The organism is Sporomusa aerivorans (genome assembly GCF_041428895.1).
Taxonomy (GTDB): Bacteria; Bacillota; Negativicutes; order Sporomusales; family Sporomusaceae; genus Sporomusa; species Sporomusa aerivorans.
The window spans coordinates 1,234,555-1,257,066 of sequence record NZ_CP156926.1 but is presented as its reverse complement, the minus strand read 5'-3'; the positions used below and the strand labels follow the sequence as shown (position 1 = coordinate 1,257,066).

General features: G+C 50.7%; 14 protein-coding genes and 8 riboswitches. Of the genes, 1 reads left to right on the top strand and 13 read right to left on the bottom strand.

All coding sequences use genetic code 11. The features are described 5' to 3' along the window. Positions 1-198: 198 nt before the first annotated feature. Positions 199-381, bottom strand: a riboswitch (cobalamin riboswitch). A gap of 101 nt (positions 382-482) precedes the next feature. Next, positions 483-665: riboswitch (cobalamin riboswitch) on the bottom strand. A gap of 74 nt (positions 666-739) precedes the next feature. The 6 genes from SATMO3_RS05520 to SATMO3_RS05495 all read right to left on the bottom strand — a co-directional run bounded on the left by SATMO3_RS05520 (position 740) and on the right by SATMO3_RS05495 (position 10,587). Further along, positions 740-1,399, bottom strand: a complete 660-nt coding sequence (locus SATMO3_RS05520; RefSeq protein ID WP_371378662.1) for a redox-sensing transcriptional repressor Rex — start codon at positions 1,397-1,399, stop codon at positions 740-742. A gap of 326 nt (positions 1,400-1,725) precedes the next feature. After that, on the bottom strand, positions 1,726-2,865 hold the full coding sequence (meaB, locus tag SATMO3_RS05515) for a methylmalonyl Co-A mutase-associated GTPase MeaB (protein ID WP_371378659.1): 1,140 nt from the start codon (positions 2,863-2,865) through the stop codon (positions 1,726-1,728). Then, positions 2,862-5,048, bottom strand: coding sequence for a methylmalonyl-CoA mutase (gene scpA, locus SATMO3_RS05510; RefSeq protein ID WP_371378656.1), 2,187 nt, complete (start codon positions 5,046-5,048; stop codon positions 2,862-2,864). The genes meaB and scpA overlap by 4 nt, the downstream gene beginning before the upstream one ends. Continuing rightward, entirely contained in the window at positions 5,045-7,213 is a 2,169-nt protein-coding gene (locus SATMO3_RS05505) for a methylmalonyl-CoA mutase family protein (RefSeq protein WP_371378653.1), read from the bottom strand. The genes scpA and SATMO3_RS05505 overlap by 4 nt, the downstream gene beginning before the upstream one ends. Positions 7,214-7,233: 20 nt before the next feature. After that, complete coding sequence (locus tag SATMO3_RS05500) at positions 7,234-7,569, bottom strand: hypothetical protein (protein ID WP_371378650.1); 336 nt, start codon at positions 7,567-7,569, stop codon at positions 7,234-7,236. Positions 7,570-7,858: 289 nt separating this feature from the next. Beyond that, positions 7,859-8,041: riboswitch (cobalamin riboswitch) on the bottom strand. A 181-nt stretch (positions 8,042-8,222) separates the two neighbouring features. After that, positions 8,223-8,407: riboswitch (cobalamin riboswitch) on the bottom strand. A 239-nt stretch (positions 8,408-8,646) separates the two neighbouring features. Further along, positions 8,647-10,587 carry a TonB-dependent receptor plug domain-containing protein gene (locus tag SATMO3_RS05495; protein WP_371378646.1) on the bottom strand — a complete coding sequence of 647 codons (1,941 nt, stop codon included), beginning with the start codon at positions 10,585-10,587 and terminating at the stop codon, positions 8,647-8,649. Positions 10,588-10,674: 87 nt separating this feature from the next. Here SATMO3_RS05495 and SATMO3_RS05490 point away from each other — a divergent pair, with 87 nt between their 5' ends. Continuing rightward, entirely contained in the window at positions 10,675-10,845 is a 171-nt protein-coding gene (locus tag SATMO3_RS05490; RefSeq protein WP_371378644.1) for a hypothetical protein, read from the top strand. A gap of 110 nt (positions 10,846-10,955) precedes the next feature. Continuing rightward, positions 10,956-11,134, bottom strand: a riboswitch (cobalamin riboswitch). A gap of 41 nt (positions 11,135-11,175) precedes the next feature. Here the strand turns inward: SATMO3_RS05490 and cobN are convergent. The 7 genes from cobN to SATMO3_RS05455 form a co-directional block, all read right to left on the bottom strand. Further along, a complete protein-coding gene (cobN, locus tag SATMO3_RS05485) occupies positions 11,176-14,862 on the bottom strand; it encodes a cobaltochelatase subunit CobN (RefSeq protein ID WP_371378641.1) in 3,687 nt (1,228 codons plus the stop codon). A 29-nt stretch (positions 14,863-14,891) separates the two neighbouring features. Next, a complete protein-coding gene (locus SATMO3_RS05480) occupies positions 14,892-15,926 on the bottom strand; it encodes a FecCD family ABC transporter permease (protein ID WP_371378638.1) in 1,035 nt (344 codons plus the stop codon). Between the two features lie 23 nt (positions 15,927-15,949). Continuing rightward, a complete protein-coding gene (locus SATMO3_RS05475; RefSeq protein WP_371378635.1) occupies positions 15,950-16,909 on the bottom strand; it encodes an ABC transporter substrate-binding protein in 960 nt (319 codons plus the stop codon). 138 nt (positions 16,910-17,047) lie between these two features. Then, positions 17,048-17,246: riboswitch (cobalamin riboswitch) on the bottom strand. A gap of 351 nt (positions 17,247-17,597) precedes the next feature. Then, positions 17,598-18,857, bottom strand: a complete 1,260-nt coding sequence (locus tag SATMO3_RS05470) for an adenosylcobinamide amidohydrolase (protein ID WP_371378632.1) — start codon at positions 18,855-18,857, stop codon at positions 17,598-17,600. 280 nt (positions 18,858-19,137) lie between these two features. Then, positions 19,138-19,333: riboswitch (cobalamin riboswitch) on the bottom strand. 113 nt (positions 19,334-19,446) lie between these two features. Further along, positions 19,447-20,121 (bottom strand): hypothetical protein, encoded by a 675-nt coding sequence (locus SATMO3_RS05465; RefSeq protein WP_371378630.1) that lies wholly within the window; start codon positions 20,119-20,121, stop codon positions 19,447-19,449. A 20-nt stretch (positions 20,122-20,141) separates the two neighbouring features. Beyond that, positions 20,142-21,101: a hypothetical protein gene (locus SATMO3_RS05460; protein ID WP_371378628.1), complete on the bottom strand. Its 960-nt coding sequence runs from the start codon at positions 21,099-21,101 to the stop codon at positions 20,142-20,144. 205 nt (positions 21,102-21,306) lie between these two features. Beyond that, positions 21,307-21,499, bottom strand: a riboswitch (cobalamin riboswitch). A 138-nt stretch (positions 21,500-21,637) separates the two neighbouring features. After that, positions 21,638-22,486, bottom strand: a complete 849-nt coding sequence (locus SATMO3_RS05455) for a sirohydrochlorin cobaltochelatase (RefSeq protein ID WP_371378625.1) — start codon at positions 22,484-22,486, stop codon at positions 21,638-21,640. Positions 22,487-22,512: the final 26 nt, after the last annotated feature.

The following is a 22,512-nucleotide window of genomic DNA, read 5'->3' as shown; positions in this document are numbered from 1 at the left end:
TCCTTATTTCTATATAATCTTCCTCAGAACAACCAAATTTGAGTCTTTCTTATAGAACCTGTTAGTTCAAAAATTGTATCCTCTGCACAGAAAAACCCCTCTCCATAAGGACCGGAGAGGGGCTTTATATCGGCAAACTGACCAAACTGTCTAAACCGAAATTCGAAACATTAATCCCCTCCTCATCGCTCGTGAGTTCAACGGTAATTATCATCAGGCAGTTCTCCTGGCTCCGGATCAACGCTTGCCCAAACCTTCCCAGAACACTTGTCCCAGTGGTATATCTTGGGTTCGCTCCCCGTTACAGTGGCGGGACCGCGCCGGTTCTTCACCGGTCTTCCCTATTAAGCCCCGTAGGGCACCTGACATAACCATATGCAATTAAGTTAAGTAAAAATAAAAATCCTCTCAGCTAAACGAAATAGCCAAGAGGAATTCATTACAAAGGCAGCTGTAATCCCCTCCTCATCGCTCGTGAGTACAACGGTGATTAGCAGTCAGGCAGTTCTCCTGGCTCCGGATCAACGCTTGCCCAAACCTTCCCGGGATTATCTTCCCAGTGGTATATCTTGGGTTCGCTCCCCATTACAGTGGCGGGACCGCGCCGGTTTTTCACCGGTCTTCCCTATTAAGCCCCGTAGGGCACCTGACTAAAGATATTCAAATTTAGTAAACCCGTTATTTACTACCAATAATAGCACCCGCCGGCAACTATTGTCAAACAAATTTAATTTATATACTAAACTATAGAACGCAAAGCAGCAACCGGGTGAGCCAAATCATAGGAAAGCTGGCTCATCATCGACCCGGCGTTAATCTGAGTCAGGGAAATATTATCAGGCACTCTCACCTGAGCCTGGGTAAAGTTGGCGATACCGATAACACCGGCGACAACAAGCCGGTCGGTTACCGTCTGGGCCTTTTCCGGCGGTACGGCAACCAAGCCAATGCTTATCTTCTTTTCAAATACAACATTCTCTAAATTTTGCAAGGATTCAATGGGTAGACCCAACTCCGGCAGCAACACGCCGTAATTCTGCTCGTTCATATCTAAAACTGCAGCGATGCAGAAACCGGGTGGCAGGAAACTTTGATAATTCAAAGTTAATAGCGGCATTCCCATTCCTACCACTACTGTATTCCAGACAGTAGTGTATCCCAGTATCTGGCCGATCCATTGCAATAAAAAGTCAATCCTGTAACCGACGCCTTTCGTGCCAAACTCACCGAAGCAGGACAAGTCCTTGCGTATTATTGACGAACTTATGCCGGTACGCTGCCCTATCTGGGTGGAAGGACATGTTGTTTCTCCTTCAGCCAGCATTTTTTTCAGGGTATTATAATAAATTGCCATCCTGGCTATAGTCCGCCTTGATATCTCATCTCTCATTTTTTGCATTTTGTCATCTCCTTTTCTTTAGTTATCCAATCCTCCAATTTTTACTTTGCTTATTTATAAGCGGAAAATGCACCAGAATTCAATTTAGTCTAAGCATTACCTGGATATTAAAAGTCTCAAAATGTTGCATCCGGCCGCGAAAATCAAATTAAGCGACCGGATGCCCCTGTCTCACTTGTCCTGGTCTGAATTTGCCATCAGTCATGGGGCAAGCTTATCTATTTTAGGGCTTAAACCTTCTTCCCGCCGCTTCCCCAATAGAAACAGCGTACCTAAAGTCAGTCTCTGCCACGAAACAGGCAATATATGTACTCAAACCGGCATTATCACTCCTGGTTACCCTCATAGGCCTGCAACAATTCCTGAACCGCGCGGGTAGTAACCATGGTTCCCGCCGCGACTTCCTGCTCCAGCCGGGGCAGACAGGCCTGCACAGCCGGATGCTCGAAAAAGCGTTGCTGCAGATGCTCCACGACCAGAGATCGCATCCAGGCCAGCACCTGCGTCTGACGCCGTTTAGCAAAAACGCCGGATTCCTTCACTTGGTAAAAAAACTTTTCGACGATCGACCACAGTTCGCCAATGCCTTCCCCGGACATGGCCGAGCAGGTCAGCGCCGGGGTGGACCATCCTTCCGTGGCCGGCCTCAGATAATGTAAAACACGTTCAAAGTCGGCGCGGGCCCCCAGTGCACGTACCCGGTTTTCACCGTCGGCCTTATTTACAGCGATTAAATCAGCCAGCTCCATAATGCCTTTTTTCATGCCCTGAAGTTCGTCTCCCGCCCCGGTCAATACAATCAGCAGGAAACAGTCAACCATTGAACGGACGGTTACTTCACTTTGTCCGACACCAACGGTCTCCACCAGAATGATATCATAGCCGGCCGCTTCACACAGCAGCATAGTTTCCCTGCTTTTGCGGGCTACACCGCCCAAGGTGCCGCTGGAAGGCGATGGGCGGATAAAAGCGTTAGACAGCCGTGAAAGTTGTTCCATGCGTGTCTTGTCACCCAGAATGCTCCCCTTGGTAACGGTGCTGCTGGGGTCTACAGCCAGTACCGCGACCTTGTGCCCTGCTTCGCACAGCCGGCAGCCCAGCGCTTCAATGAAGGTGCTCTTGCCCGCTCCGGGAACACCGGTAATGCCGATGCGCATAGCATTGCCGGTATAGGGCAGCAGTTCCTGCAGCAGCGACTGCCCCATGTCCACATGCCGGGGATGGTTGCTTTCCACCAGCGTGATGGCTCTTGCCAGAATTCCCCGGTCACCGGCCAGGATACCACGCTGATAATCCGGAACCTCCAGCCTGGGCGGCCGCGCCGCCGGTGCGGCGGGCAAAGCCCAGCCGCCCGGTCCGCGCATGCCGTCATGCGTGGTAGCAACTCCCTCCATTACTTTGCTGGCAAAACCTTTCTCGTCGCCGCTGGCCCATTCGGGAAGCCGCTTACCCTGCTGCCCGGTCATTGCACGCTCTGTTCCTGCTGCATCAGCACTTCCAGAATGCGCTGCGCCGCTACCGGGATAACCGTTCCCGGCCCAAAGATGGCAGCTGCCCCGTGCGCCCGCAAATAATCATAGTCCTGAGCCGGAATGACCCCGCCGGCCACAACCAGAATATCGCTCCGCCCGCGTTTCTGTAGTTCTTCCACCAGTTGCGGCAGCAGTGTTTTGTGGCCGGCTGCCAGCGAGCTCATCCCCACCACATGCACATCATTATCCACTGCCTGCTGGGCAGTTTCTTCCGGTGTCTGGAACAAAGGTCCGATATCCACGTCAAAGCCCATATCGGCAAAAGCGGTAGACACCACTTTGGCGCCGCGGTCATGGCCATCCTGTCCCATTTTGGCGATCAGGATGCGCGGCCGGCGTCCTTCCAGTTCTTCGAATTCATCAGCCATCTTGCGAACCGCTTCAATTTCCTGTTCATCACTGAACTCACTGCTGTATACGCCGGAAATGGAACGGATAATAGCCTTGTGACGGCCTGCCACCTTTTCCACCGCATACGAGATTTCACCAAGACTGGCCCTGACCCGGGTCGCTTTAACCGCCAGGTCCAGCACATTCCCCTCGCCTTTTGCCATAGCATTGGTAATGGCCTCCAGCGCCGATTGCACAGCGTCTTCATTCCGGTTGGCTTTCAATTCTTCCAGCCGGCGAAGCTGGGCCTGACGCACCGCAGTATTGTCAACTTCGAGTATTTCCAGCGGATCTTCTTTGGCAAGGCGGAACCGGTTAACACCGACAATGGTCTCCTTGGTGGAATCAATTTGCGCCTGCCGCCTGGCGGCCGCTTCCTCAATCCGCATTTTGGGAAGTCCGGTATCAATAGCTTTCGCCATCCCCCCCAGGACTTCCACTTCCTGAATGTGAGCCCAGGCTTTATTAACCAGTTCCCGTGTCAGCGCCTCCACATAGTAAGAGCCGCCCCACGGATCGATAACCTTGCAAATATAAGTCTCGTCCTGCAGATACAACTGGGTATTACGCGCAATACGGGCCGAGAAGTCGGTAGGCAGCGCGATGGCTTCGTCCAGCGCGTTGGTATGCAGTGACTGGGTATGCCCCAGCGAGGCAGCCAGCGCTTCAATGCAAGTCCGGACAACATTATTGAACGGATCCTGTTCAGTCAGACTCCAGCCGGAAGTCTGGGAATGGGTACGCAGCGCCATCGATTTATTGTTTTTGGGATTAAATTGCTTGATAAGTTTGGCCCATAATAAACGTCCGGCCCGCATTTTGGCTACTTCCATGAAATAGTTCTTGCCGATAGCCCAGAAGAAGGCAAACCGCGGTGCAAACGCATCAATATCCAGTCCCGCTTTCAGACCGGTCTTGACATACTCCAGGCCGTCGGCCAGCGTATACCCCAGTTCGATATCGGCGGTAGCCCCGGCTTCCTGCATGTGATAGCCGGAAATACTAATACTGTTGAACTTGGGCATATTTTGTGAAGTATAGGCGAAAATATCGCCGATAATGCGCATAGACGGTTCGGGCGGATAAATATAGGTATTACGAACCATAAACTCTTTCAAAATATCATTTTGAATAGTGCCGGTAAGTACTTCGGCCTTCACTCCCTGCTCTTGTGCAGCTACAATATAGAAAGCCATTATCGGCAGCACCGCACCGTTCATAGTCATGGACACTGACATTTTGTCCAGCGGTATGCCGTCAAAGAGAATCTTCATGTCCAGAATGGAGTCAACAGCCACCCCTGCTTTACCGACATCGCCGACGACACGGGGATGATCCGAGTCATAGCCCCGGTGAGTGGCTAAATCGAAAGCAATGGACAGGCCCTTCTGCCCCATCGCCAGGTTGCGTTTATAGAAGGCGTTACTTTCTTCCGCCGTGGAAAAACCGGCATACTGCCGCACTGTCCACGGCTGGGTAACATACATGTTAGCGTAAGGACCGCGCAAAAACGGCGGGATGCCTGACAGATAGGCAAGATGCTCGACATCGGCCATGTCAGCCGCCGTATACAGCGGCTGAATGTCGATTTGCTCCATTGTCCGGTAAACCAGTTCCTCCACGGTCCTGCCCGTTTCCTTTTCGATCTTGCGGCGCCATTCCTCCCGGCTCACCGGCTGGCAGGCCGACTGAAACTCAATTGACGTAAAGTCCGGTTTTACGCTCATGCCTTCATCCCCTTTCTCTGCTGCAGCCGCAGTAAAATTCCCTGGCAATCCGCCCGGACATGGATGAATTCATCAACGCCCGCTTCCTTATATACCGCCTGCAGATCTTCCGGCGGCAAGCCCGCCAGAATCAGCCAGATACCAGGCGTCTGCTCTTTTATCAGCTTAGCCAGAGGCGGCACCAGCTCGGGATAAGTAGCATCGGTTGAACAAATAACGGCTACGTCCGGCTCAGCCTCCGCTACGGCTGCCGCCGCCGCCTCCACACTGGCAAAACCGTTATTGGTCAGTACACTGAAACCGCCGACCTCAAAAAAGCCCCGGCTGAAATCCGCCCGCGGCTTATGCTGCGGAATAGGTCCCATATTGGCCAGGAAAACGCAGACATTATCCCCTGTTTCTGCAGCAAATTGCGCCGTTGTCTGCCGGATTTTCTCGAACTGTTCGGACACCCTGCACACCTGCAGCCGGGATACTGCCAGCGGCTGTATTTCTTCCGTCCGGAGGGCCGCCGCCAGTTCCCCAACCGAGCTTCCGCTCATAGCTGCGCTGATGGCGGTTTCTACAACGGCAGCTCCAACCGTATGTCTGTTTTGCGCAAGAATTCCCAGTTGCAGCATACGTTCCACAGCATCAGTCAGGTCGCGATAGGTTGCTATCTCTCCCGCCCGTTTCAGCCTGAACTTTTCAGGCTTGCCAGCCGGTGTCTCCAGCAGTTGTTCCGCAAGGTTGGCGTACATATTTGTCCCGACAATAACATCTTTTCGTTTTCCCAGGTTGGCAAATCGTTTCTTAACTGTTTTCTCCGCATACTGCTGCGGCAGCCCGGCCCGCAGCGCATTGAACATGCCGCCCTGCTCCTCAATTTGCCGGAACAAATTCCAGGCTTTGCGCGCCAGCTCCATCGTAATGGTCTCAACGTACCAGGAGCCCCCTGCCGGATCAACCGGCTGCAACAGCGAGCACTCCTGCTGCAGAATGATTTGGGTATTACGGGCAATACGGCGGGAAAATTCATCACCTTGCCGGATTGCTTCATCAAACGGCCCTACATGCAGACTGTCCAAACCGGCCACGACCCCGGCGAACGCTTCCGTTGTCATACGCAGCATATTGACATAAGGGTCGTAAAGGGTTTTGGTAAAACGGGAAGTACGTCCGTGTATTTTGGTGCTGCCGGCTTCCTCACTGCCGCCGAAAGCCTGTGCGGCCTGCTGCCACAAAATCCGCGCCGCCCTTATTTTCGCCAATTCCATGAACATATTCGCGCCTAGCGAAAATGAAAATTGCAGATGTTTGGCGATATCGTTAAATTCAAGGCCTCGTTCCTGTAACGCCCGTACATATTCCACAGCCGTGCTTAAAGCAAAGGCCAGTTCCTGTACGGCATTGGCGCCGGCATCATGGTATGGGCTGCCGTCGGCAAGCAAGGTGCGCACTGCCGGTGCATTTTTTTGCGCCCAGATTGTTGCGCTGGCCATTTCATCGTACAGCGATTCCAAAGCAGCCGGCAGTTCACCCCGAACAGCCAGTATGCCCAGAGGGTCAGCAGCTATAAAACCTTGCCATTCTTTGATTTTTTCGCCATTCCCCCGTCCCAGCGCACCAAATAAAGCCAGTACCGGCAGCGGGCTCACTCCGGTATGCACCAGGACGGGAACTGTAGCTAATGAGACGTCCGCCAGCGCCTGCGACAAATCCTTTAGACAAGACAATGACAAGCCTTTGTTGCCGGCTTCTTCCGGCGCTTCGTCAGGATTATTTCCCAGCAGGGTCGGTGTATCAAGGCAGATATGCACTGCCGTTGTTCCCCGGCTCAGTTCATTCTTTAGATTTTGATTAAAGCTTTCCGTATCAGCTTGCTCGCATTCCTGTGCGATTAGCCAGGGTGAAGTCAGATATCCTCCTGCCAGCCGGCCTCTTAGAAAAGGCTGAGAACCTGGTAAAGAAAGATGCATTGTGCTATCGGCAACATTTTCCGGTCGATAGATTGGCTGCAGGTCAATTTCTTCGTAAGTTTTAGTAATCATTCTGTTGTCGAAGCTTGCTCCCTTAAGCGCCTTCTCCGCTTCCCCTTTCCAGTTCTCATAGGATGTCGCCGGGAATTCACTAAATAGCTTCTCTACAGTATGAGCAGCATTTCCTGTCTTTGTACTTTCTGCCATATCCATATGTCTCCCTTCTGTCAGGCCTGACTGATAACACGTACGCGGGTTACGCCAAAAGCGCTTTTGATCTGCGGCAAAAAATTACGTTCCACAATCGAACGATGCATTTCCCGGTCAGTAACCAGCCATATGACCTGGTCTTGCAACCGTACGGCGACAAGGCTTTCAATATAGGTGGTAAAATCGGACATTCTCATTAACTCTTTCAGTCTAAGCACACCAGTCAGCACTTCGTTGTTGGCAATACGTTCGGAAAGCGGGGTGAACTTCTCGGGCCGCAGCGAATGAGGAACCGGCATTATCAAATCCTGATCCCTGTTTTCCATCGAAGTTAGCTCCCTGTGCATCAACATGTAAAATCCTCCCTACAGTTTTTTATTATATATATAGGGGGCTTGAACCTACTCCCCACCGGCTTTTGTCATAAGCAAGCGTACCGTAGAGTCAGTCTCTGCCTCGTGAATAGCAACACCAACATCTTACTTTTCAGAAGAAATACCTGTTGCAATAAAATACCCCTGCCTGCAGCAAACAGGAAGGGGTGTGGTGATGTCAATGAGAACTCTGCAACTACTGCTAAAAGCAATAGTCGTCAGAAAGATGCCTTGTTCTCATAATCCCCTCCCCATCGCTCGCAGGTCAATCGGTGATTGTTAGACAGGCAGTTCTCCTGGCTCTGGATCATCGCTCGCCCAAACCTTCCCAAGACATTCGTCTCAGTGGCATATCTTGGGTCTGCTCCCCATTACAGTGGCGGGACCGCGCCGGTTTTTCACCGGTCTTCCCTATTAAGCCTGTTAAGGCACCAGTCTCATCAAATATGTAATTGTTTGTTGCAAAATGACGGCGGTCATTCCCAGCCTGCGGCGAAGGCAGACTGTAACCGGGCCATACAAATAAACCCCTTCCTGCGCAGGAAGGGGTATGTACAAACAAAGCTCATCCAAAACTGGTCTTACAACCAGAAAGATGACTCTTTAATCTCCTCCTCATCGCTCGTGAGTAAAACGGTGATTGTTAGTCAGGCAGTTCTCCTGGCTCTGGATCAACACTTACCCAAACCTTCCCAGGACTAATCATCCCAGTGGTATATTCTTGGGTTCGCTCCCCATTACAGTGGCGGGACCGCGCCGGTATTTCACCGGTCTTCCCTATTAAGCCCCGTAGGGCACCTAACTCGCATATTTAGTTTTAACTAAACATCGTTAGTAATTATATCATGTTTATACAGCTACTGTCAATTAACGTTGTGAATACAGTATTTTCGTATACTTCACGGATTGTGAAATATGACATCCCGACTGCCGGAACAACTGCATCCCCCTAGGGACAACGGGACAGGTTCAGTGTCCCGTTTTTAAAGCAGACGCCGGCAGCTCAGCTCTGCCTGTGGCGTCTGTAAGCCCCGGCAAATGGTTTGGCCTGCTAAATTAGAAAGTATACTTGTAGCTTAATGTCCAGTTAAACGGCAGGTCCAGATTCTCATATTTGTTCAGAGAATTATCCCGGTCAAGTATATTGTACAAATTCAGAGCGACCGTCTGGTTACGTTCCGGCTGATACTTAATTAGGGCATTTAGTTGGATACGGTCCGGAATATCACTGATGGCGCCGTTAATTTTGTAATAGCTTTCTTCACGGTCACCAAAAAATACAAAATTGAGGTTAGTCAGCCATTTGTCTTTATTGTAGGTTACCCCGGCGGTAGTTTGTACCCGGCTGTTACATTGTGTCCAGGAACCGCTTTCATTGTTCTCGGGATTGGAATAGCTAAAGCCGATATTATATTTCCAGTTGTCATTAACAAGCCTTACATATTCCAGTTCAACACCGGTGTTGCGGAAATCACCGGTGTTAATCATATATTCACGATCATTATCTTCTTTCCAGATAAATTGGTCTTTTATATCCATATGATAAACCGCCAATTTAACAGACTGGTTTTGGTCGATAATCTTTAACCCGGTCTCATAATTCCAGCCCTGTTGGGGTTTTAATCTGCTAAAATCACCGCCTGGCTGTGAAAAATACTGATTTATCGCCGGCATTTGAAATGACTTGCCGACATTGGTGTACCAGGAAGTATTGTTATTTATTTTATAAAGGGTTTGGAATTGTGGCAAGAAAGTGCTTATCGACTTGGCATAATCATCAATAAAATGCTCGCGCAGACCTAAGGTTGCACTAAAGTCAGGATTAACAGCATAGGTATAAGCGCCATATACGGCGAGGCTGTTACGCAGGGCATTTTTGCGAACGGCCGCATGATCGGTGGAAGGATCATGATAATGCTCGTTCGCCAGCGTAACGCCGGCAATCAACGTGTCCAGGTCATTTCTGAGATTCCAGGTCTTCTGGTTATCCCAGTTTATGCCGTACATATCATACCGCTCACTAACGCTCCATATCTTGCTTGCATAGGTATATTTATCGGCAAAAGCCCGTCTTTTGTTAAAAGACAGCACCGATTTAAAATTATCTTCTTTGTCGTCATAGATCAAATTGATATTATTCCGGGTATCATTATATCTATATAACAGAGGACGGGAACCATTGACATTATACCGGGGACGATTGGACTCCAGATCGGTATACGACCAGTTAAGATTCAACTTGTCGCTTAACTGCGTTGTAAAATAAACACTGTCCTTGGTACCTTTGTCTAAACCCCATGGCTGTACTGTTCCATTACTTTTAGTAGTAATATTCGCTCTGGAAGTCCTGTCAACATCACCAACATAATCCCGGTTCAGATAAATAGCACTGTCGCCGAATTGCGAGCTTACAGACCAGCTTTTACTATAGTTGCCGTCCGTTATGCTCACTGTGTTTTGCTGGGCTCCGCCCGGCTTTTTGGTAATAATATTTACCACTCCGGCTAATGCTTCCGAACCGTACAGGGTGGCTCCTGCCCCCCTGATCACTTCAATTCGTTCGACCGCTGCCAGCGGAATGCCGGTGGAGCTATTATAGTTCAACAAATTGACCGGAGCACCGTTGACCAGAACCAGCGTTCCCTTATCGAGGCCACGCACAAGGGTCCGACCGGCAGACATGCCATATTCCATACCTGCCGGGCCATAAGACATGCTGTTAAAGCCGATGGTATGCTCCAAAGCGTCAAAAACATTTACCGCACCGGTTTCTGCAAGGTCTTTGGCGGTAATAACCGTTACCGCCGCCGGCGTCCTTAAGTCCTTGGTCTCGCTTCTTTGGGCCGTAACCACCACCGAATCCAGCGTAAAATTGTCCGCTTCCTCCTCAGCATCAGCCAGAGCGGTACCAGCCGGAAAAAAGACGCTGTTGGCCAACAGCAGAGCTAACATCACTTTTTTCCACAGAACCGGTTTCACAAGACATTTCTTTTTCAAAAATAATTTCCCCTCTCACTAAATAAATTATAAAGAAACACGGCTTGTCCCAAGCCTTTGGCGAAGGCGGAAGCCGATGTTGCCTTTATGCTGAAAGAAAGTCATACTTTCTTTCAGTTTAAAATAACAGCTTGCTGTGCATCCATGCTTTCAGGTCATGCAATAGCAGCTTTTATTTTCAAAAAAACACGGCTTGTGTATCGGGCAGCAGGCAAAGCGGCAACCGCTGCTGACTTAACCAACCCAGGCGGTGGCTAGCTAACAGGACAAATAAAAGACCCTTCCTGTAAATGCAGGAGGGGCCTTATCAATGTAAAGCAAAAGCAAGCCATGCCAAACACACTAAACCCCCTGTCGCTCGCAGGGAATAAAAGTAATATCAACCAGGCAGTTATCCTGACTCAAGTTCATTGCGCCTCCAAGCCTTCCCAGGAAAATTCCCAGTGGCATCCTTTGAAGTGGCTCCCTTTTACAGTGGCGAGACCGTGCCGGCATCACACCGGACTTCTCTATTAAGCCTTGCGGCACCTGATTTCCGTATATTTAGTTACATAAGCAGATCACTTATGAGTTATTACTAAAGCTGGCTTATTGATCTGCCCGTTCCTCCAGCTCACCTTCAATAGCAAGATACAGTTGTTCCAAGGCTTGTTTCGTTGCCGGTTTGGCGGCCCACATACCGCGACGCTGCGCCTCAAGCAGCTTCTCGGCAATCCTCTGCAGGGCCCACGGGTTAACTGCTTTCATCCACGCCTGCATATCGCTGTCTAAGGCCAGCTTGTCCGCCAGCCCTTCATACATCCAGTCTTGCATGACTTCACTGGTTGCGTCCCAGCCATAGCAGTGATTCACTAAGGCCGCCAAGTCCGCCGCCCCTTTGTAGCCATGTTTTTTCATGCCTTGGATAAACTTGGGATTTAGTGATTCCCCGCGCAATACACGTCTGAATTCTTCCGTAAGACTTTTGGTTTCTGTATGGCTGTGATCGGTGCTGTCACCGATATAGCAGCGCGGTGCTTTGCCGCGGATACTGCGTACGGCAGCGTTCATGCCGCCGCAATAGGCATTAAAGTCATCCGAATTGAGCAAATGCACTTCATGATTATCAATGTTCTTGATGGTGATATCCACGGTGCCCAGCCTTTGCCGGAACAGGTGCGGTAGAAAAGTCCCCTGCTGCTCGGAGCCATATACATGCGCGCCCCACCGTACATAGACCTCAGCCATATCATGCACATTCTCCCAGTTTTTCGCCTCTAAGAGCGCGGCAACACCGGCGCCGTAGCCACCAGGCGGACAGCCGAAAATACGGTAACCGGCCTGCTGACGGGCAAGCTCTTTTTCTACGCCCTGCGCTTCCAAGGCGGCACTGTCTGCTTTAATATGTTTTTTAACAAAATTCATTTCCTCCGGCTCATCCAGTTCGGCTACCAGCGCGGCAGCTTTTTCCATTAAAGTGATGACGCTGGGCAGCGTGTCGCGAAACAACCCGCTTACCCGGGCCATAACATCAATCCGCGGCCGTTTTAGTTCCGGCAGCGCAATGACTGCCAGACCGGTAACCCGGCGGCTGCCCTTCTGCCAGACAGGCCTGACCCCCATCAGGTACAGCAGTTCGGCAATGCATTGCCCGTTTGTCCGCATATTGGAATCAGACCAAAATACCATGCCGATACTCTCGGGATACGTCCCTTCCTCGGCAATGTAGCGGGTGATTACCTGCTCGGCCAGGGTCTTGCCGATCTCCCAGGCTGCCGGCGTCGGCAGATTCTGGGGATCAACGCCATAAAAATTACGGCCTGTCGGCAGGATATCCGCCCGGCCATTGCTGGGTGCACCGCCCGGGCCGGGCGCAATATATTCCCCGTTTAAAGCCCGCAGCGTATTGGTGATCTCGTGTACCGTAGCGGCCAAATTCACCGCCAGTTCTTTGCATATATAATTCACAACGGCTGTCAGCTCTTCAGTTGCCGCGGCCGTAAGCGTAAGCTCCTTAACCTGCGGCAGCTGAAACACTGCGGCAATGCCTGACTCGGAAAAATTATTGTCCTGCAAACAGCCGACCATCGCTTTACATCTCAGCCAGATTTCATCAATCAGCCTGGCATAGCTGCCGCTGCCGTCAGGCAGTAACTGGCCGCTTCGCTCAACCATTTGGTGATAATCATAACCATAAGCCCTGGCAATCACATCCGGCAGCGAAGGAATATTCCCGTTTTCCACCCGGGTGAGCGCCAGAATAAATTCAGTTAGCTTGTAAGCCTGCGGCGCCTCGCCCAGAGTGTGGAGGCCAACACGTATTTGCATGTGCTTCAAAGTCTCAAGGTAAGCATGAATGCGCAAAATATAGTCGGCCAGCGACTGCCCGGCCGGCCTGGGCAAATCTTCCTCCAGATGCAGGGCGGCTATTTTCGCGCTAATCTGCTCGCCAATCAGTACGGCATTAGCCGGCTGCTCCTCCCGGTAATGCGCATATTCATCCAAAAGCACTTCCAGTTCGGCTAACTCTTCATACGTATCGGCATGACTCATCGGCGGGCAAAGATGCCCGATAAGGCAGGCGGCGCCCCGCCGTTTGGCCTGAATGCCTTCGCCGACAATCGTGACATAATACGGATAAATATTCGGCAAATCCTGTAAGGCAAGCTCCGGATAACAGGTGCGGGACAGACCGGCATTTTTTCCCGGCAGCCATTCCAGAGAACCGTGCGTGCCCACATGAATAACCGCATCGGCCTGCCAGACATCCCTGATCCAGGCATAAAAAGCAAAATAATGATGCGGCGGCGGACAGGTCGGCGAATGAAGAATCTTGCCGGGCTCCTCGCCAAAGCCGCGCGGGGGCTGCAGGGTAAGCAGGATATTGCCGTTCAGCACTCCCGGAACCAGCAGGCTGTCATTGGCAAAAAACACATCTCCCGGCGGCAGTCCCCATTCGTTGCTTAAATCATCCCGGGTTGTCCTATCGAGCTTGTCAAACCAGGTTTTGTAATCGGCTTGGCCGACGGTGCCCACCACTTTATTTATTTGTTCGTCGTTGAGAAATCTCCGGTCATTCGTCACACCGGCCAAAAGCTCCTCCATGAGTTCATGCCCGCCGGCCGGGAGCCTGGCAATTGTATAGCCGTGTTCGGCCATCTTTTTTAACAAAACGGCAACACTGGCCGGCGAATCCAGGCCCAGCGCATTACCGATATTGGCATTTGTCGGCGGATAATTGTGAAAAACAATGGCGACCTTTTTCTGCGCATTGTCTTTGCAGCGTAAATTAACCCACTTTTTCACTTTATCGGCCAGCGCCTCCACCCGCTCCGGTACCGGCAAATACCGTTTCAGGCCGCCGCCGCTGGGTTCTGTACCGGCAACTACGCCGCCGTGAATAACGCCGTCAAACTCCGGCTGCACAACATTGACCGAAAGCTCTACCGGGTTCATGCCGGTAAAGCCCGCCTGCCACTCCGCCTGCGACCGTACCAGCGTATAGGCCTGAATGACCGGCACATTGAGCTCGCGTAGAAATCCCGGCAGGTTTTGCCGGCTCATGGTCAGACCTACTCTAAAGGTATTGATTACTGCGGAAACAACGACTTGCCCCTGCCGGTAAAAAAACTTTTGCACCGCCTGGCTGATTCCCGCCGCATTCAGGTCCTTATTATCCTCCCAGAGGCCAAATACGGGCAGCACGTCCAGCCCCCGGCAACGTAAAGCATTGATGACGGCATCAAGATAGGCTGTATCCTGCCATATCCACACCTCACGCGAAAACAGAATACCGACAAGGGGACGATCCTCTCTTCCTTTGACCTCTGGCTGATAGATGCCGTGCCAGACAAGTTCCGCCGGCAGCTTATAGTCCGGCGCTGCCCGGCCGGTCTTACTTGCCAGCCAAAGTAAGAGGCTCTGGTAGTTGCTGCTGCCGCTGAACAGGATATAATCGCGTATTCGCTTCAGTTCCTCGTCCGCAAAGCCGCTGACCGTGCATTGGCTGCTGTCGGCCGTTGACAGGAAGGCATATAAACCGTTGCCCTGGTTCTTTAACAGCTGCAAGGCCTTGCCTGCCAGTTCACATTCATAAACAGGACCTTGCCACAGGAAAACGACCACGTCACTGTTGGCGAGCAAAGACTCATATTGCGCACTCCAGGCAACAGTGTCATTAAAGAAATAAATATGCAGGTCCAAGGAAACAGTTTTGCTGTCTGTAAGATATTTTCCGGCCTGCCGCAGCATCGTACATTGTCTTTCCACATTGGTAAAAATACTTATCGTCGTCATACCAAAACTCCTTTGGCACAGTAGAAACTTCAGGATGATCTGTGCATGGTTCTTAACAAATATAAGAAGTAAGGAACGCCTACCACGGCCGTCATAATGCCTACACGTATTTCCAGGGGACAAAGTAAAATCCGGCCCAGCGTGTCGCACAGCAGTAAGAACGTGCCGCCGGTCAGAGCGCTGTAGGGCAGCAGCAGACGATGATCCGGACCTACCAGCAGGCGGGAGATATGCGGTATTACCAGACCGACAAAGCCGATATTACCGCTGACACAGACTGCCGTGGCCGCAATCAGGGAAGCGATCAGCAGTAAAAGCAGCCGGTAAGGAACGATTGCCAGGCCTACAGCCCTTGCCTCCGTTTCCCCCAAGACAAGAATGTTAAGATGGCGCGACAGCAAAATCAGCAGGGCAATCCCCAGGCTAATGGGCCAGAAAGCGATATATACATGTTCCCAGCGCCGGAAATCAAGACTGCCGATCATCCAGAACAGATACTGCTGCACCTTCTGTTCGTTAATATAGGTTAAGATGCCGGCAGTAAAGGCGCCTGAGATTATACTTACGGCCACGCCGGCCAAAAGCAGCGGCATCACCGGAATCTTTCCCTGCCGCATCACCAGCGAGACAGTGATACCGGCAGCGCATACCGCACCAATGAAAGCAAACAGCGGCATATAAAAAAGATTCAAAAATCCAATGCCGGAAGCAATGGCAATGACGGCGCCGGCAGCCGCACCGCCTGATACGCCGATAATACCGGGATCTGCCAAATAATTGCCGAAAATCCCCTGCATGACGGCACCGGAAACAGCCAGGGCGGCGCCGGCCATGATGCCAATCAAAGTGCGCGGCATACGTATCTGCCACAAAATAGACTGTTGCTCCAGCGTAAAATCGTCTGCACCGAAGCCAGGCAGATATAGCTGATAGCCCAGCACAGCAACTGTCCCGGCTAAAGGAATTTCAACCTGCCCCAGCATAAGCGAGAGACTTGTGGCAAGCAAAAAAGCTGCCAGCAGCAGGAGAATCTTGCTCTGATTTCGTTTATATAGCGTCAGCATGATGACCTTCTTTATGAAAAAAATTAAAAAAGCTCCGGATAGGCTGTCCGGGCGAATACCTCAATACTCTCAACAACATGCTGCGAACCTACGTAGCGAAAGCGGTCGGAAACCAGCTTCACCTGATCATTGCGAACGGCGGCAACATGCTGCAGGGCCGGATCTGTCATAATCTGCCGCCGGTAGGTGTCGACATCACTGTGCCCGTCATAATTCCAGGTAGGCAAAAGAAAGATATCCGGATTTGCGGCAATAATTTGTTCCTTGGACAGGCGGTTTTCGCCCTGGTCGCTGCCGGCCAGGAGAGCGCCGTTACGCAAATGGGCATATTGGAAGATATCTGCCAGCAAATTGTTTCTGTTGCCGATAACACCGATAAAATCAAAAGCCATCGCACATTTGCTGTTAGCCGGAGTGACTGGGACCAATCTTGCTTCAATTTGCCGCAACCGCTTTTCCATTTGGGCAATCATGCGCTGCCCCTGTTCCTCTTCCCGCACCGCGCGGGCTAAACTTATAATTCTTTGTTTAACCTCCGGCAAGTTTTTCGGACTTTTGGAAATATATACAGGAATGCCGACTTCTCTCAGTGTCTGTACTGCTTCCGGCCGCAGGGTACCTGGCGCCGCTAAGATCAGATCCGGCCGGAGCGCAATGAGCGCCTCGGCATAGGGTACGGCCCGTTGACCCACTCTGGCAGCCTGCTCGGCGGTAATAAAAGTGATTTCCGGATCGCCGGCATGCCGGCTAAAAGCCAGAATCCGCTCCTGCGCCACCAGTTCCAAAATAATCTCATCCACGCTATAAGCAAGCGACACAATGCGTTTGGGCTTATCCGCCAGCAGCATGGTATACCCGCTATCGTCCGTTACAGTATAACCGCTGCGGGCACTGACCGTTTTATCGGCAACCGGTCTGGCGGGGCAGCCGGTAAGCAGCAGACAAAGCGAGCAAAGAGCCGCCAGATATAAAAACTGTTTCATTTTCTATTCCTCATTGTAAACTCACTAAGACATCAAAAGACCTCTCCCGTATAAAACGGAAGAGGTCTGCAGCAACACAGTAAACCAGTAAATTTTCAATAAAACTGTGCGAATCCCCTCCCCATCTCTCGTGGCTCAAGCGGTGATTGTCAAACAGGCAGTTCTTCTGGCTCCGGATCATGATAGTGTTTGCGCCTTCCCAGATGACAATCATCCAGTGACCTAATGCAAACCTACTCCCCGATACAGCGGCGGGACCGCGGCGGGATCAGCAAAACTGCTTAACCGCACTTCTCTATTAAGCCCCTTGCGGGGCACCTGTTTCGCCTTTCTTACAAGGCATATGAAATTATATTATTTACATTATTTTAACATTTTATGAGCGAAATTGTCAAATATAAACTAATTTAGACAATGTTTTCCACAATCATCGGGTTTAAAGGGGTCAGGGTTTAAAGGGGTCAGGGTTTAAAGGGGTCAGGCTTGAGTTACATATGACATTGACTTATTCCTCTCCATCTTTAATGTCAATTAACTCTTGCCAAATCCTTGTAATATTGGCTGGGACAATTTGCAGTACTTTGGTTGACTGCGTCCTTGTCCGTCCTTGTCATTAGACCTCTCTCTATTGCTTCATAACATTCGCAGTGTATCCTAAGTCAATTTTAATAACTCAAGCCTGACCCTATTACTCCCTCTCGCTCAGACCGGTCAGCATGGTTTCGGTGAAGGCATCGGCAGAACTTTGTATAGCCTGCTGTGAAATGACTGGTGTCGGAGCTTCCAAGGCGGGTATCCGGTCAAGCCGGTCCGCTACAATCTTCACAACCAGTGCCGACCAGGCCCGGATATCGGCTGTCAGTTCGCCGGTAGCTACCGACGGGGCTAACACCTGATACTTGCCTGCGGTCAAAACAAGCAGGTCATTGCCGGCCTGGGCCAGTTCGCCGCCACTCAGCAACTGCCACTGATTCTGATCTAAGAGGTGAACATACAGTGACGTACCGGTCACCAGTTCCGCCTCCTTGTCCAGTTGGCGCAGGACTGCCGCAAAACGCTGTCTGTTAATGGCTCCGTATTCCTCCAGATACTGCTGATACAAGCTTTCCTCGGTCACGCCGAAGCGGTTCATACGCCGCAGCATACTGTGCTGTTTTTGCGGGGACAGGCCGCTTTGCCGCAGCAAGGCTTCCTTGACGGCCTGTTTGACGGTGCGGCCGATCAGTTCCCCCAGTTTGGCATGTTTGCCCGCATCCTCAAGAAAAAGCGACGAACCCGGGTTGGTGATCACTATAGTCTGGTCTGTCCCCGAACCGGTGGCCAGTCCGTTTGAAAAGCGGCTGCCGGCCACCAGTTCCTGCAGGGCGGCTGTTTTGGCCTCGGTACAGGTCACGAGCGCCCGGGCCATGGTAGCCGCCGGAAGATCGGCGTCAATGACCAGCATAATATTAATCGTGCCCGGCTTATACTGCACCGTTTTTTTACCGGGAATAAAATAAGACGCCGGATCGCCCGCACGGCCGCCATTGCCTTCCACACCGCCGGTGGCGATGGCGGTTACAGTTAGTGACTGATAGCTTTCCGACTGTATGGCGACATTATCCATGGAGGCGGCCGTCCCCATGCTGGTCACCCTGGCGGGGTTTAGCCCCAGCTCACCGGCCACCCGCCGCATGTACTCCGGGTAATTGGCCCCCGTTACACCGACGGCGCCTTTCATATCATGGTTAAACACCGCTTTAAGATCGCGCCGGTAACCGCCGTTTACCACGGAGGTGCTTAAGACCTCCCGGGGAGCATTGAAGGCCAGGATGATATTGGTATCCTGCCGGTACACCGAATCTCCGGTGGATAAGGTATAGATGGGTATCCGTTCACTGCCGAGGCAGGGAATGGCGCTGCCGCAGAAAATAATAGCAAGCAATAGTCCCCGCAAATATTTTTTCATTGTTTGCCTCCCATACCGGCTGGCTGCCGGCCTTGTTATCAAAAATTTTAAAATTGGCATGTATACCGGTAAAAAGATATGCCGGCAACACCTTAATTTTTGTCATGAACCGGCGCATTCTTCCAGTTCTCCTTCAATATCCCGGTACAACTCTGCCAAACCTCAGTAGACACCAAAAAGACCTCTCTCGTTGATATCGAAAGAGGTCTTTTACACACACAGCAATATGGAAAATATCAGTAATAAAACTGTGCAATCCCTCCCCATCGCTCGTGGATCAAACGGTGATTGTCAAACAGGCAGTTCTTCTGGCTCCGGATCATGACAGAATTTGCGCCTTCCCGGATGACAATCACCCAGTGGCCTAATACAAACCTGCTCCCCGATACAGCGGCGGGACCGCGGCGGAATCAGCATTGCTTAACCGCACTTCTCTATTAAGCCCCTTCAGGGGCACCTGTTTCGCCTTCTTAAAAGGCATATGAACTTACAATATCTATATTTTAACATTTTATAAACAAAACCGTCAAATACAAACTAACTCAGACGAAGCAAAGGGACAGCTCGAATCGCTCATTCGCTTCCACCGCTACTCCAGCTCACAGCAAAGCAGTTGAATATTATAATCGCCGATACCATATTGAGGATATTGCTCACTTATTTCCTTTATGATAAATTGTTTACTCCTGTTTTCCTTTACCAGTCTGGCGATTGCCGACCGGATGTCGCCGCGGGGAGAAATATAATTTGCGTACAAACGTATGCCTTGCTGTAGTTCTGCGAAAACCGGATACTCCTTCTCCTTAACCTGCCTGCCGCAGAGAACTTCCTGATATATTGCGTGATATCCCTGTAACTCAATCGGGTATGATTTAATCACTATGTCCTGCCAACCGGCGCATTGCCAAAAATCCTGCCTGACAATATTGAGCTGCACTCTGCCCCGGTACTTAACAGCGTCCAGATAGGCGCACAGCGTTAACACATTCATCTGGCAGAACATATCGGCATCAAACCATAAGATTATCTCGTCATACGCAAAATGCAACAATTCATCCAGTTCCGCAACCGTTACTGCGTCATACTGTTCATAAGCGATCTGCAGGTTCTCGGCCCGCTGCCGGAAAAACGAGTCGCTAAAAATGTCCTCACCGCACTTCCCGGTAATCATCGACTCATTAAAAGCGATAATTTTCTGACCGTCCTCGCATTTAGCCGCCAAATATGTTTTCAGGACGGAACCGTTAACAATATATAAAACCATACTATCACTTCCCTGCTAAATTATATCCGGGCCGGGCTTCCACCGGACAGTTCCCGGAGCATTATACGCCTTAGCTTAATAAAAAACTGGCTGTTTTTATCAACATGCTGTAAATAATCCACGGCGACCGATAACCAGCAAATACGGTGATACAGTCTATAAAACAGTACTTTATTCCGGTCATAATCCTCCGGATTGCCAGCCGGTAAATAGCTATACAGCATCTCCAGGAGAGCATATTCAAATTCAATCTCAAAATATTTAACGCCTTCGATATCAATAAAGCCGATTGTGCCGTCGTTCAACAACCAGATATGCTGAGGCGTCGCTTCTCCGTGTATAAGCGTATAGCCGGCTGGCCCGGCCTGGCGGCTGAAAATAACCATAAAATTGTTCAACTGCCGGCAAACCAGATTTTTAATCCCCTCAACGTCACTGTCCAGGCCGCAGGCAATTCCCAGTTCCTCCACAGCATGTTCATAACATAACTGCTGACAGGATTTTGTGTGGCCGGTGCTAAATATAGGCGGCCCATAATAATCCCGGCTGCAGGCGTAAAACTTTTTGAGTTCTGCAGCCACCTTGTCACTGACATCTTTTATTCTCCCGTACTGCAGGTACTCCTGCAGACTGACTCCCTCAAAGCATTCCACATACGCATAAGCAAAATTGTCATTTGCGGAAAAATGGCCTGTTTTGATTATGCGGGGGACCCGGATACCTATATCTGTCAACAATCGCGTGTTATGGCAAAAATATTCAAAGCCTTCCGCATATAAGTAATCCAGGCCTTCAGTGTGAGCTCCCGTTAATCCCAGGAAAGGTTTTTGCCAAATATAAAGGATTGTTCTGTTGCCATGGTCATCAGTCACTATATAAACCTTTTTCGAAATACCGTTGGCTACTTTTTCCAGTGAAAACCGGTTCAAGTTCAAATCAGCTTGGATAACACTCTGCGGCAATTCACACAGATTCATCATTTTATTATCACCTTATACCCCCTAACCGATTATTTGCTTACCGTTTACCGTCAATACCGGCTGACTATTAGCTTTACATATTTCCTGGCTGCTGCAGGTAAATAACCTACACAAAAAAGCTCCCGCCATGATTGCAGGAGCTTTTCCGGATTGATAACAATGAAACAATCCGGAAAAGAATCCCCTCGCCATCTCTCGTGACTCGAACGGTGATTGTCAAACAGGCAGTTCTTCTGGCTCCGGATCATGACAGAATTTGCGCCTTCCCGGTGGTTTCCCCCAGTGGCCTAATGCAAACCTGCTCCCCGATACAGCGGCGGGACCGCGGCGGAATCAGCATTGCTCAACCGCCTTCTCTATTAAGCCCCTTGCAGGGCACCTGTTTCGCCTTCTAAAAAGGCATATGAAATTATCCAATGTCACACAAACGACTCGATTACTATATAAAGATATTAAATCACCGTTATATTTTTCCGGTTACTGCCGGAAAAGTACCAGCCAGACTGACCCGTGCCTTATCGGTTCCCTTAACCGCCTCAATGTCCATGCCCGTGCGGCGGGTGGTTTATTGCCTCTTTAAGATGGCGGACATAGATATCCTGAAAGGCGGAATTCTCACCCAGCCCCCGCAAGTACACGTCAACCGCAAAACCGGCCGCCAGTAGCTGCGATTTGGCGGAATCCTCCTCTTCGCCGGCCATATCATTGGTGGCATGATCACCGGCTACCAGCATAAACGGCATCAGTGTAACTTTTTCCACCTGTTTTTCTTTAAGCTTGCCAATAATCCGTTCCAGCGACGGATAGCCCTCGACTGTATAAATAAAGACATTGGCAAGTCCGGCATCCTCGAGCTTAAGCTGCAATACACCATAGGCGGCATTAGCCGGATGTATCCCACCATGTCCCATCATTACAACCGCACTGGCCGGATCAGCGGCCGGCAGTTGCGCCGCCAGCGCTTTTACGGCAATCGCATAATCGTCCGGGTGCTCCTCCTGCCCCAAGCAGTAGAGCAGCGGCCGGCCCAGCCGGATTTTTGCAAAAGCTTTGTCCTGAGCATGGGCGTAGCGGCTGACAAGCCGCTTTATCTTGTCATATTCAGCGCCGGCCACAATATGCAGCGGCTGAATATATACTTCCTGATAGCCCTCGTTCCGGAGACGTTCCAAAGCCTGTATCTCATTATCAGTCTGAACCCCGTCACGTTCCGTCAGGCGTTTAATAACCATGCGGGAAGTAAAAGCCCGGCGAACCTCATAATCAGGGAAAGCAGCCCGGATACGGTCCTCCACACTCTCAATATTTTGCTTTAAGGTTTCCGGATACGAAGTGCCGAAACTAACGACCACAATTGCTTTTTTCTTTGCCGCTTCCTGTGTCATTCTATGTTTTCCCCTCCAAATATTTT